Source organism: Streptomyces sp. NPDC050528, assembly GCF_044457795.1.
In the GTDB taxonomy this organism is placed as follows: Bacteria; Actinomycetota; Actinomycetes; order Streptomycetales; family Streptomycetaceae; genus Streptomyces.
The window spans coordinates 365,658-378,256 of the sequence record NZ_JBITHH010000011.1; the positions used below are offsets into that span (position 1 = coordinate 365,658).

At 69.5% G+C, this 12,599-nt stretch carries 9 protein-coding genes and 1 tRNA gene; 8 read left to right on the forward strand and 2 right to left on the reverse strand.

Annotated elements, in window-relative coordinates:
- Positions 1-71: 71 nt before the first annotated feature.
- The 5 genes from ACIBK4_RS35120 to ACIBK4_RS35140 all read left to right on the forward strand — a co-directional run bounded on the left by ACIBK4_RS35120 (position 72) and on the right by ACIBK4_RS35140 (position 6,650).
- A complete protein-coding gene (locus ACIBK4_RS35120) occupies positions 72-1,358 on the forward strand; it encodes an ABC transporter substrate-binding protein (protein ID WP_399001377.1) in 1,287 nt (428 codons plus the stop codon).
- Positions 1,358-2,326 (forward strand): carbohydrate ABC transporter permease, encoded by a 969-nt coding sequence (locus ACIBK4_RS35125; RefSeq protein ID WP_399001379.1) that lies wholly within the window; start codon positions 1,358-1,360, stop codon positions 2,324-2,326. The genes ACIBK4_RS35120 and ACIBK4_RS35125 overlap by 1 nt, the downstream gene beginning before the upstream one ends.
- Positions 2,323-3,198 carry a carbohydrate ABC transporter permease gene (locus tag ACIBK4_RS35130; RefSeq protein WP_399001381.1) on the forward strand — a complete coding sequence of 292 codons (876 nt, stop codon included), beginning with the start codon at positions 2,323-2,325 and terminating at the stop codon, positions 3,196-3,198. The genes ACIBK4_RS35125 and ACIBK4_RS35130 overlap by 4 nt, the downstream gene beginning before the upstream one ends.
- A gap of 4 nt (positions 3,199-3,202) precedes the next feature.
- Positions 3,203-3,793 (forward strand): hypothetical protein, encoded by a 591-nt coding sequence (locus ACIBK4_RS35135; protein ID WP_399001383.1) that lies wholly within the window; start codon positions 3,203-3,205, stop codon positions 3,791-3,793.
- Positions 3,794-3,914: 121 nt separating this feature from the next.
- A complete protein-coding gene (locus ACIBK4_RS35140) occupies positions 3,915-6,650 on the forward strand; it encodes a Tat pathway signal sequence domain protein (protein ID WP_399001385.1) in 2,736 nt (911 codons plus the stop codon).
- A gap of 7 nt (positions 6,651-6,657) precedes the next feature.
- On the opposite strand, the gene ACIBK4_RS35145 is transcribed toward ACIBK4_RS35140, so the two are convergent.
- Complete coding sequence (locus tag ACIBK4_RS35145; protein WP_399001387.1) at positions 6,658-9,204, reverse strand: SCO7613 C-terminal domain-containing membrane protein; 2,547 nt, start codon at positions 9,202-9,204, stop codon at positions 6,658-6,660.
- 65 nt (positions 9,205-9,269) lie between these two features.
- Between ACIBK4_RS35145 and ACIBK4_RS35150 the strand changes: the two genes are divergently transcribed.
- From ACIBK4_RS35150 to ACIBK4_RS35160, 3 genes are all read left to right on the forward strand, one after another.
- Positions 9,270-9,716, forward strand: coding sequence for an SRPBCC family protein (locus ACIBK4_RS35150; RefSeq protein ID WP_399001389.1), 447 nt, complete (start codon positions 9,270-9,272; stop codon positions 9,714-9,716).
- Between the two features lie 53 nt (positions 9,717-9,769).
- Positions 9,770-9,841: transfer RNA gene (locus ACIBK4_RS35155), tRNA-Val, on the forward strand.
- A gap of 134 nt (positions 9,842-9,975) precedes the next feature.
- A complete protein-coding gene (locus ACIBK4_RS35160; RefSeq protein ID WP_399001391.1) occupies positions 9,976-11,748 on the forward strand; it encodes a DUF2207 family protein in 1,773 nt (590 codons plus the stop codon).
- A gap of 33 nt (positions 11,749-11,781) precedes the next feature.
- Here the strand turns inward: ACIBK4_RS35160 and ACIBK4_RS35165 are convergent, their stop codons facing one another.
- The gene (locus ACIBK4_RS35165; protein WP_366434259.1) at positions 11,782-12,507 is read right to left on the reverse strand and encodes a 3'-5' exonuclease; all 726 of its coding nucleotides are present in this window, start codon (positions 12,505-12,507) and stop codon (positions 11,782-11,784) included.
- Positions 12,508-12,599 lie beyond the last annotated feature (92 nt).

A 12,599-nucleotide genomic window follows, 5' to 3' on the forward strand; every position in this document is an offset into this window, starting at 1 on the left:
AACTTGTGCCAGCAAGCGCTTACTTGAAACGATTCATGCAGGTGGCAACGATGCTACGGGGAGGGCCCATCATGGGAACCGGCACGAATGTGGAGAGGCGTACGGTCCTGAAGGTCGCGGGGGTCTCGGCGGCCACGCTGGGGCTGGCCGCGACGGGGTGCGGCGGGAACGACGGCACCGCCGCGGACGGGACGGTGACGATCCGTTACTCGTGGTGGGGTGCCGAGGAGCGGGCGAAAAAGATCAATCAGTCCATCGCGCTCTTCCAGAAGAAGTATCCGAAGATCAAGGTGAAGACGGACTTTCAGGACTATCCCTCTTTCTGGGAGAAGTTCCAGACGCAGGCCGCGGGCGGAAATCCGCCGGACGTATTCCAGAACGCCGTCGGATTTCTTCGGAAGTACGACAAGAGAGGCGTCCTGCTCGATCTCAGATCACAGATCGACGCGGGGAATCTGAGCCTCGATCACTTCCGCGCCGGCGTCACGAAGGTCGGCGAGGTCGACGGCAAACAGCTCGGAATTCCGGTCGGTTCGAACACCATGGCGCTGGTCATCGACAAGAAGGTCTACGCGAAGGCGGGCGTCGACCCCACGGCGGGCTGGACCTGGGACGAGTACTTCAAGGCCCTCAAGACGATCCACGACAAGACCCAAGTCCCCGGAGACACGGGCTACTTCAGCATCATGTACCTGTACGACCTCTACCTCCGGCAGAACGGCAAGGCGTTCTTCACCAAGGACGGGCTCGGATTCGAGGAGTCAGATCTGACGGAGTGGTGGACGGACGGGTACGGCCGGGTGAAGGCCGGCATCGTCACCTCGCCGAAGGTCGTCGCCCAGGACACCCCCAAGTCCTCGCTCTCGGCGGGCCACGGCGCCTCGGAATTCACCTGGGACAACTTCACCGTCCGCTACACGGCGGAGGGCACCAGCGACTACGGCCTCGCGCCGATCCCCACCACCGACGGCAAGGACACCGGCCAGTACCTCGCCTCCCTGATGCTCAGCGGCTCCGCGCACACCAAGCACCCGAAGGAAGTCGCCCAGTTCATCGACTTCATGGTCCACGACCCCTCGGTCGGCAAGATCATGGGCTACGACCGGGGCATCCTGGCGACCACCGACCAGTACGACGCGTTCAAGCCGACCGACGCCGTCCAGAAGGAAATCGCCCAGTACGAGGTGGACACCGCCAAGGCCGGTGTCCTCGGGACGATCACCCCGCACCCGTCCGGCGCCGACACCGCCGAGTCCGCCTTCCTGCGCATCGGCGGGGACATGGCGCTGGGCAAGACCAAGGTCGCCGACGCGGTCAAGCAGTTCTTCTCCGAGGCGCAGGCCGCCTTCTCCGCCTGATGGGAACCGCCGTGACGCTCGTCAAGGACGCTCCGCCCGACGCCCGGCCGACCCGCCCCGCAGCCCCCGCCGACCGGAAGCGGCGGGGGCGCCGGGAGAATCTCGCCGGCTACCTCTTCATGTCCCCGTGGATCGCCGGCTTCCTGCTGCTGACCGCGGGACCCATGGTCGCCTCGCTCTACTTCGCGTTCACCGACTACAACCTCTTCGACAGCCCGAAGTGGATCGGCTTCGACAACTTCACCCGGATGTTCGACGACCCCCGGTGGCAGAAGTCGGTCGAGGTGACGGCGAAATACGTGATCATCGGCACCCCGCTGAAACTGCTCCTCGCCCTAGGCGTCGCCATGCTGCTCGCCCAGAGCCGCCGCGGCCAGGCCCTCTACCGGGCCGCCTTCTACGCCCCCTCGCTCATCGGCGCGAGCGTCTCGATCGGCTTCGTCTGGCGGTCCCTGTTCTCCGACGGCGCGGTGGTGGACCGTACGCAGTCGCTGTTCGGCGCCCATGTCGGCGGCTGGGTCGGCGACCCCGACTGGATCCTCTACTCCCTGGTCGCCCTCACCGTCTGGCAGTTCGGCGCCCCGATGGTCATCTTCCTCGCCGGGCTCAAGCAGGTACCGAGGGAACTGTACGAGGCCGCCGCGATGGACGGGGCCGGACCCTTCCGCCGGTTCTGGAACATCACGCTGCCGATGATCTCCCCGGTGCTCTTCTTCAACGTGCTGCTGGAGACCATCCACTCCTTCCAGATCTTCGGCTCGGCGTACGTCGTCTCCAACACCCAGTGCGGACCGGCCGACGCCACGCTCGTCTACACCTGTTACCTCTACCAACAGGGCTTCAAGAACGCCCAGATGGGCTTCGCGTCCGCGATGGCCTGGATGCTGCTGCTCGCCGTGGCGCTCGTGACGGCCGTCCTCTTCTGGTCGCAGAAGAAGTGGGTGCACTACGAGGAGGACGTCCGATGAGTGCTACGACTGCCCCGAAGTCCCCGGGTCTGGGGCGCAAGCGCACCGGCTCGCTCGTCTGGCACGTCGGAGCGCTCGCTGTCCTGGCCGTCGTCCTCTACCCGGTGCTCTGGGTCATCGGCGCCTCGTTCAAGCCGAGCAAGGATGTCGTCGGAAGCCTGCAACTGTTCCCCGGGCACCCGATCCTCGCCAACTTCAACGGCCTGGCCAAGGGCATCGCCGACATCTCGATCTGGACCTTCTTCCAGAACTCCCTTTTCTACGCCCTCGGTTCGGTCCTCGGCATCCTCATCTCCTGCTCCTTGACGGCCTACGCCTTCGCGCGCATCCGGTTCGCAGGACGCAACCTGCTCTTCTCCCTCATGATCGGCACGCTCCTGCTGCCGTACAACGTGCTGCTGATCCCGCAGTACGTGATGTTCCAGCACCTCCAACTGGTCAACACCTACGTCCCGTTGCTCATCGGCAAGTACCTGGCGACCGAGGCCTTCTTCGTCTTCCTCATGGTGCAGTTCATGCGCAACCTGCCGAAGGAACTGGACGAGGCCGCCCGGCTCGACGGCTGCGGACACCTGCGGATCTACTGGTCGATCGTGCTGCCGCTGTGCCGACCCGCGCTCATCACCAGCGCGATCTTCACCTTCATCAACGCCTGGAACGACTTCATGGGCCCGCTGATCTACCTCAACGAGCCCGGAAAATACACCGTTTCACTGGGCCTGATGATGTTCCGCGACTCCGACGGCGTGGCCGCGAACTACGGCGGCATGATCGCCATGTCCCTCGTCGCGCTGCTGCCTGTGCTGCTGTTCTTCCTCGCCTTCCAGCGGTACCTGATCGACGGTATGGCGACCTCCGGACTGAAGGGCTGAGACGGTGGCCGAAGCACGCGTGAAGGCGCGCAGGGAGTCGGTCTTCGCCGAGCGGTTCGGGGTGTTCGCCGAATGTCTGCTCACCGGGGTGTGGATCGCCGTCGCGTCGGCGGGAGTTGTCACCTACCCCGCCGCATTCGCCGCCGGGGCACGGCACTTGAGGCGCCGGACCGGCCATGTGGGCGGTGGCTGGCGGGAGTTCGTCGCGGACTTCCGGGCTGCGGTGCGCGGTGGGTGGGTCGTCGGGGTCGCCGGGTGGGGCGCGGCGGCCGTCGTGTGGGTGGACGTCCAGGCCGTGCGCGCCGGGCTGCCCGGTGGGCAACTCGCAGGCGCCGTCGGGGTGTTCGCGTTGCTCGGGGTCGTCGTCGCCGGGATGCGTGCGGCGGCGGTCTGGGCGCCGGGGGACACCTGGCGGGCGCTGCTCGCCGAGGCCGGTCGGCGTACGGTCCTCGACCCGGCCGGTTCTTTCCTGCTCGTCGGCGGGCTGGTCCTCGTCGGCTGTTCCGCCCTGCTCATCGCACCGTTGGCGGTCCCCGTCCTCGGGGCCGTCGCCGCGGCGGCCGTCGCCGTGGAGGAGCGGTACCGGCACCGCTGACGGGCGGGCGGTGCCTTGCACGAGGTCGGTGCTTTCGGAGTGCCGTACCTCTATCTGTCATGCCCCTGACCAGACGCACTTGAAGAAAGCTTCCCGCACGGAAAGGAAAGGTGGAAAGCTCATGTCTCCCATTCCCCGCAGGTCCCTGCTCAAGGCGGCCGCCGTCGCCGGAGCCGCCGCGCAGTTCAGCTGGGTGCTAGGGGCGAAGGACGCCCAGGCCGCGCCCAGAGCCGCGGCGGCCGACGGCGACCCGGTGACCCTCGACTGGCTGGAGGACGGCGGTCTCGGTGCCGCGCCCGGTTCGACGCTCGGCGTGCCGTGGCCGATGGGCACCTACCAGGAGGACCAGACCTTCGCGCTGACGGACGCCGAGGGTACGGCCGTGCCGGTGCAGTCCTGGCCGATCGCCTACTGGCCCGACGGATCACTCAAGTGGACGGCCCACGCGGTGAGTTCGGGCTCCGGCAAGCTCACCCTCACCGCCGGGGACACGGCCGCCCCCGAGAAGAAGGTCACCGTCGACAAGCGCGGCGGCACCATCGGCGTGTCGACCGGGGTCATCACCGCGAAGATCGGCAAGAACGGCTCCACCCTCATCAAGTCGGTCACCCGGGGCTCGACGGAGATCGCCAAGAACGGCCGGCTCGTCCTCATCCGGCAGCCCGAGATCGAGGACGAGGACCAGGGCGCGGTGAAGACCGAGCGCTTCGACGGAACGATCGGCGAGGTCACCGTCGAACAGGACGGCCCGGTAAGGGCGGTGGTCCGCATCGACGGCAAACACCGCAAGGGCGGCCGGAGTTGGCTGCCGTTCTCGATCCGCCTCTACTTCTACGCGGGCGCCGACTCCTTCCGCATGGTGCACACGATCACCTTCGACGGCACGGTGGAACCGGGCAAGGCGAGCGGAGACTTCATCCGAGGGCTCGGCGTTCGCTTCACCGTGCCGATGCGGGACGCGGCCTACGACCGCCACATCCGCATCGGCGGCGAAGGAACTGGACTACTACGGGAGGCAGTTCAGGGCATCACCGGCCTGCGCCGCGACCCGGGCGCGACCGTCCAGGCGGCCCAGTACGCAGGGCAGAAGCTCGCCGACCCGTCCACCTGGGACCAACGCGTCACGAGCCGTCTCCAGTACATCCCCAAGTGGGGCGACTACACCCTCTCCCAGCTCTCCGCCGACGGCTTCACCCTGCGCAAGCGCACCACGAAGGGCTACGGCTGGATCCCCGCCGGCGGTGGCGGACACGCCTCCGGATTCGGATACGTCGGTGGCGCGAGCGGCGGATTCTCCTTCGGGCTGCGGGACTTCTGGGACAAGTTCCCCGCGCAGCTCGACATCCGCGACGCCCACACCGACGAGGCCGAGGTCACCCTCTGGCTCTGGTCGCCCGAGGCCCAGCCGATGGACCTGCGCTTCTACCACGACGGCATGGGCCAGGACACGTACGCCAAGCAGCTAGAAGGCCTCGAAATCACCTACGAGGACTACGAGCCCGAGTTCGGCAGCCCGTACGGCATCGCCCGCACTTCCGAACTCCTCTTCTGGGCCAACGAGTCGACGCCCTCGGCGGAGGTCCTGGCCCAACAGGTGGACGCCGTAAGGGTGTTGCCGCAACTAGCCGCCCCACCCGCACAGTTGATCAAGTCCAAGGTCTTCGGCCCCGGCCTCTACTCCGAGCCCGACCGCTCCACCACCGCCAAGGCGAAGATCGAGGACCACCTCGACTTCCTCATCACCTACTACAAGGACCAGGTGGCGCAACGCCGTTGGTACGGCTTCTGGGACTACGGCGACTTCATGCACTCGTACGACACCGTGCGCCACCAGTGGCGGTACGACATCGGCGGCTACGCGTGGGACAACTCCGAGCTGTCGCCCGACATCTGGCTCTGGTTCGCGTACATCCGCTCGGGGCGCTCGGACATCTTCCGCTTCGCCGAGGCTCTCACCCGGCACACCGGCGAGGTCGACGTCTACCACCTCGGCCAATGGGCCGGCCTGGGCACCCGGCACGGCGTCCAGCACTACGCCGACAGCGCCAAGCAGCAGCGCATCGCCAACACCACCTACCGGCGCTACTACTACTTCCTCACCGCGGACGAACGCGTCGGTGACCTCATGGCGGCCAACGTCGACTCCGACGAGACGTTCCTCGTCCTCGACCCGATCCGCAAGATCCGCACCGCCCCGTACACGCCCGACCGGCACGCCCTGTCGATCGGATTCGGCACGGACTGGAGCGGGTTGGTGTCGGCGTGGCTGACCGAGTGGGAGCGCAAGGGGCCCAAGTGGGAGAAGGCCAAGGCGCGCGTCCTGTCGACCATGGAGACAATCGCCGCCCAGCCCAACGGATTTGTGCAGGGGAGCGGGCTGTACGACCTCGACACCGGCAAGTTCGCCGTCGCCTCCGCGCCCGTCGTCTCCGTCTCGCACCTCTCGGCCGTGTTCGGCCTCAACGAGCTCTGCGCGGAGCTGATTTACCTGGTCGACATGCCCAAGTTCAAGGAGGTGTACATGGATTACTGCCGCTACTTCAACGCCTCCAAGACGGAACAGGCGGCACGCTACGGCTCCAACTTCGGCACCCTGCTGCTCTTCCAGGGCCACTCACGCCTCGACGCCTACGCCGCCGTGCAACTGGACGACGCGACGCTCGCCAAGCGGGCGTGGACCAAGTTCTACAGTTCCGACGGCTACATGGAGTCGTCCCCGTGGAAGACGGAGCCGCTGACCGGCCCCGTCACGCTCGTCCCCGGCAGCGAGGCCGCCTGGGTGTCCTCGAACGACACCGCGCTCTACGGCCTTGCCGCCATCGAGAACTTGGCGCTGCTCGGCGACAAGATGCCCTAGCGCAGGGCTAGTTCATCCTTCCCAGGACGTCCCGTACTCGCCGGGCGTCGCGGATCCGCTGCTCGTATGTCGCGCCGAGTGCGAGCAGCAGGAGTCCGGCGAGGGCGGGCGGTGCCCAGCGGGGCAGGGCGCCGACGACCTGGGCGAGGTACGGGGCGAGTTCGTGCAGCGCGTCCAGGACGAGGGTGGCGCCGCCGAGGGTGAGCGGTGCCTGGAGGCGGTGCCGGGCGCCGATCAGGGTGACCAGCAGTGCGGCCGTGCCCAGGAGCAGGGGGCGCGTCCAGTGCGCGTCGGACCAGGCCGCGAGGAGGCTCGGGGCAAGCGTGGCGGCGAGCCCGGGGCCGTATGCCGTCCAGGACGAGACGCCCGGATCGCGGCGCCTGCGCAACGCGCCCACGAGCAGCGCCGGGACGGTCACCGGCAAGGTGTACGCCTCGGGGCTGCCGACGTCCCACGCGGACAGCCGCACCCAGGTCGCCAGGACGAACAGGACGGCGGCCGCATAGCCGACGTTGCGACGGTCGGGTCGTACCGCGGTGCCCGCCGCGATCACTCCGCACAGGGCCAACACCAGTGCGAACATGGGCAGTTCGAGAGTGGAGAGACCGATCGCGACCAGGGCCGCGACGGCGCCCGTGATCTCGACGGCCAGGGTGGTGGACGGGTCGCTGATACGCGGCGCGAGCAGCGCGGCGGTCACCGGTACGGCGAGTGCCAGCAGCGCGATGTGCTGCGGCTGCCAGTTCAGGGCGGCGCCGGTAGCGCAGGCGAGGACCGTGGCGTAGCCGAGGGACGCGGCGGCGGACGCCGGTGCGAGTCGGCCGCGCCAGGCCGCCACCGCGAACACGGCGGTCAGCGACGCGAGTACGGAGAGCGTGGCGGGCTCTGTGGCCAAGGAGAGGGCGGCCAGGCTGAGGGAGGTGACCAGGGCGAGGACGGTCGCGGTGCGGTGGGTGAGGGCGAGCAGGGCGATGATCGTGAGGTCCTGCGTCAACAGGCCGATGGTGTACGGCAGTTGCAGTGCGGTCGGGATCGTGAGGGCCGTCGCCCAGGTCAGGGTGAGGGCGGCGGTCCGTGCCCGGGGGCGCCATTCGGGGTTGCTCATCGTCATGGCCAGGACTGCCGCAACCGCCGCGAGGACCAAGGGAGTTGCTGCCGGGTGCGCCGGCCAGAAGGCGCCCGTCGCCGCCGCGTCACGGGCGTTGTCCGGCGCTCCGGACCAGACGCGCGACAGCCAGGCGCCCGGACCGAGCAGCGTGACGCCGACGAGCGGGAGTGCCCACAGCACCGCGCCCGCCTGGACGGCACCGGAGGCCCAGCCGAGACCGTGGCGCACGGGCTCGGGGAGCCGGCCCCGCACGAGGGCCAACAGGGCGATTCCACACGCCAGATATCCCGGAACGGTCCAGTCGGCGGGCACCGTCGCACGCACCATTCCGCCGAGCGCGACGACCACGAACAGGCCGCCCGCCGCTGCCGTACGCGTGCGGAGTCCCGCGTCCGAAGCGAGCCACGCGGCGCCGAACGCGCCCGCCGCGGCGAGGGCGAAGAGCGCCGCCGCACGGGCGGCGGCGCCCGGACCGGCCGCGTCCAGGGAGAGTTGGCCGGCCGCCAGCACGCCCCAGCCGCCCATGGCGTACGCGCCGCCGGCGGCGACGAGGCGAACTGCCTTGGGGGAGACCCGGAGCGCCAGAACCATGTCGATCACGGCGGTCAGCAGGATCGCGACCGTGATCGTGTGCGGGCCCCCGCCGGCCGCGATCGCCCAGAGGAGCAAGGGGAGTTGGGCGATCGCGAGCGCGGCGGGGAGGGGGAGGAGAAGGGTCGGTGAGGGCCGGTCCGCGCGGGTGTTGGGCGGGCTCGGCGGCGCCGCGAGTCCGGCGGGGTCAGGGCGGGGGCCGGTCGGGTTCGGGTGCGCCGCGACGTCGGCCGGGTGTGTGACGCCGGCCTGTTTCGTCTGTTCCGTGCGGGAGTTGGGCGGGCTCGGGAGTGCCGTGAGTCCGATGCCGTATGCGGTCCATACCGCCGTCAGTGCCGTCGCCGCCGCTGCCGCGAAGGTCACGCCGTCGCCGGTCGGGAACGCGACCTCGTGCAGCGCGTAGGCGTCCAGCACCGTCAGGGCGAGACCGAGGCCCGCGAGCGACTCGGCCGTGGAACGCAGGCCGCGACGCAGCAGTGCGACCGGTGCGCCGAGCGTCGCCAGGGTCACCGCGCCGAGCACCAGCGCCCGGCCCGCGATCCCCATGCTTCCCCAACTGACCAGCGTGAACGCGATCGCCGCGAGGGTGAGCAGGGTGGCGCCGAGCAGGAGCAGCACGTTCTGGACGCTCGGTGCGGTGGCCTCCCGCCGGGGCGGTGCGGTGGGCGGCGGCGACAGCACGGGTGCGGGCCGGTCCTGCTGGAGCACGGTCAGCAGCCAGGCGCGCCGGTGCAGCAACTGGGCCCGGCGGGTGTCCAGTTGGCGCAGCTCGGCGTCCAGGATCCCCAGCTCCACGGCCGGGGGCGGAATGTGCGTCATGACTCGGAGTGTGGCGCCCGTCACGTCGTACGACATGAGTACGCGTACTCAAACGCGCCTGGTGGCCGGGAGACGGGCCCGGGACCGGGCAGACTTCCGCCATGGACTGGAACCGTTACCGCTTCCGCGCCCGGTGGTCCCTGCCCGTGCCGCCCGCCGTCGTGTACCCGGTCCTGGAGCGGGCCGAGGACTATCCCCGCTGGTGGCCGCAGGTGCGCGCGGTCGACCGCATCGACGACACGTCCGGCGTCATCCGCATCCGCGCGAGCCTGCCGTACGTCCTGAGCTTCACCGCGCGCGAAGTGCGGCGCGATCCGGTCGCCGGGGTGCTGGAGATCGCGATGACCGGCGATCTGGAGGGCTGGGCACGCTGGACGCTCACGGCCGACGGTTCCGGCACGCTCGCCCGCTACGACCAGGAGGTCGACCTGAACCGGCCGTCGCTCAGGCGGTTCGCCGTACTCGGGCGGTCGGTGTTCCGCCTCAACCACGCGCTGATGATGCGGGCCGGACGGCGCGGGCTCCTCACGTACCTGGGCACGGACTGACGGAAGCGGTTTGAAGGAAACCGGCGGGGGCCTGTATTGTTCAGTCCGTTCCCGGGCGATTAGCTCAGTGGGAGAGCGCTTCGTTCACACCGAAGAGGTCACTGGTTCGAACCCAGTATCGCCCACCGGGGAAAACCGGTCCGCATCAGCGGGCCGGTTTTTTCGTATCCCGGGCACGTCTTTTGTGTCCGCTGTGCGTCTTGAGGGGGGCGTCATGAGTGGTGGGGACGGCAAGAGGCGGAGAAGGAGACGGGGGAAGGTGACTTCCCTGCGGCGGCGCCGAGTTCGGTCGTTGATCGTCATGGTCGTCGTGCTGGTGGTGTTCGGCGGGATCGCCGCCGGCGCACAGGCGCTCTCGAACACGGAGCGGGTCACCTCGATGTGGGTCGGCGCCGAGCTCCGCGCCGACGGGAGCGCCCGGATCACCGAGGTCATCGACTACGACTTCGGGCACTCGGGCGACACGCACGGCATCTATCGCGACGTACCGGGCTCGCCCTTCGAGGACGCGGACAACCTGCACGTCACCATGGACGGCCACAAGGTCCCCTATGAGGACACCTACGGCGACTACTACCAGGACGAGAAGGGTGAGCGGACCCTCGCCGACCGGCTCAAGGTGGGCGACCCCGGCCGCACGGTCGGGGGAGTGCACCGCTATCGCATCCAGTACGTGCTCCCTGACGTGGTCAAGGGCCGCAAACTTGCCTGGGACGCGGTCGGCACCGGTTGGAAGGTCGACCGGGCGAACGTGGAGATTCATGTGGTGGACGCGTACGGATTCACCGATCTCCTTTGCCGGCACGGCAGTTGGGACCACGGCAAGCCCTGTACGGCCCAGCAGAGCGAGCCGGGACACCTTGTCGTCAAGCTCGACAAGCTCAGCGGCAACGAAGGCCTCACGCTGTACGCCACCGCCGCCAAGAGCAAGGCCGTGACTCCGGTTGCGCTGCCAACGGCGCCCAGCGGCAAGGCCGTTGGCACCTCCCTTCCGCAACCGCTCTACAACAGCGGGCTGTTCCTCGCCGTCGCGCTGGCGGGCCTCGCGCTGACGCTGGGCACGCTGCGGTTCCTCGGGCGGGATCAGGTGGCGGGGGAGGGCGGCCGGGTGCGGCGGGTCGAGATCGAGCGGCTCGCCCGGTCGGTCGCCCCGTCCGCCACGCCACCCGAGGGCCTGACCCCGGCCCAGGGCGGCCTCCTGCGCATCGAGACGGTCAAGGACCAGCACAAGGTGGCCTGGCTGCTCACCGCCGCGGCCGACGGGCATCTTGCCATCGAGGGGAGCGATGAAGCCCCGGTGCTGAGGCGGCGCGATATCGACGGGCGGCCGGTTGACCGGGAGGTCGGCGACATACTGGACAAGATGCTCTCCACTCGCACCAGCATGACTCTCGGGACGCGCGACCACTGGTTCGGGGAGGGCTGGGAGCACCTTTCCGCGAAGCTGGAACTCTGGCGCTGGGAGAGTGGCCTGTGGGACACGACCCTCACCAAGCGGCTCCGTGAGCGGGCGATGGTTCAACTGGGCCTGGTGCTCCTGGGGTTCGTCCTCGCGACAACCGGTGGTGTTTTGAACGGCCTGCGTATCGCGGCCGGACTTCCCGTGCTGCTGGTGGGTGCCGTCGCGGCGGGTGTCAGTGTCGCCGTTATCGGCCGCGGCTGGGAGTTGGACCGGCGCACCCCGCGCGGCACCGCCCTGTGGCTCCAAGTCGAGGCGTTCCGGCGCTACTTGGCCGACCCGAGTGCCCGCCCCGACGACCTGCCCGTCGGGGCGGAGGCGGATCGCTACGCGGCATGGGCGGTCGCCCTGGGGGTCGAGTCCGCCTGGGAACAGGCCATCGGCGCTTCGGCCTCGGCACCGAGAGTGGGACGGAGTTCGTCGTTCGACCTCGGCGGTGTGCTGCTCGCGGCCGTCGTCCTCTCCGCGGCCGGCCCGGGTTCCGGTTCCGGTGGCGGGAGTTCGGGCGGCGGCGGTTCCTCCGGCGGCGGAGTCGGTGGCGGCGCCGGTGGTGGAGGCGGCGGCTCCTGGTGACGTGCGGGGCGCCGAATCCGGCGCCCCGTCCGGTCAGGCCGCGGCGTCCAGCTCCGGGCGCAGCGGCCACGACTGGTCCACCGACTCCGGGGTGCCGCTGCGCGCGAACCACGCCTGGAGGCCGCGGGCTTGGGCCGCGTGCCAGGTCGACTGCAGGGTGTGCAGTTCGGCGGGCGACAGTCGCTCCAGCCGGGTCGTGAAGCGGCGGCCCAGGGCGCGGACCACCTCCAGGGAGGCCAGCGCGTCCGCGCCCGCGTCGTGCGCGCCCTCCAACTCGACGCCGTAGTGCGCGCACAGGTCGGTGAGGGTGCGGCGGCCCTTGCGGTAGCGGTCCAGGTGTTTGTCCAGGACCCGGGGGTCCAGGACCCGCAGGGGCGTCGACTCGAACCACTGGTCCAGTGAGCACGCGCGGTGGCGGCGCAGTTCGCGGTCCAGCAGGGTCAGGTCGAACGGTGCGTTCATGACCACCAACGGGCGTCCCATCGCGGCCTGTTCGGCCAGCTCGTCGGCTATCTCGTGCATCACCGGCGCGGGCCAGCGGCCGTTGCGCTGAAGATGCTCATCCGTCAGTCCATGGATCGCCGTCGCCCCGGCGGGCACCGGCACCCCCGGGTTCACCAGCCACCGGGCCACCCGGGGCCGGGTGCCGGGGGCGTCCTGGACGACGATCGCGGCCGACACGATCCGGTCGGTCTCCACATCCACGCCCGTGGTCTCCGTGTCGAACGCGGCCAACGGGCCCTCGTACCAGCACGTCATACGTACACAACTCCTCGTTCACCCACGGCAGCTGACGCACCGTCTTCTGCCAGTTTGGTGATACCCGGGCTGTTTGCGCCGTACGCCGGAAG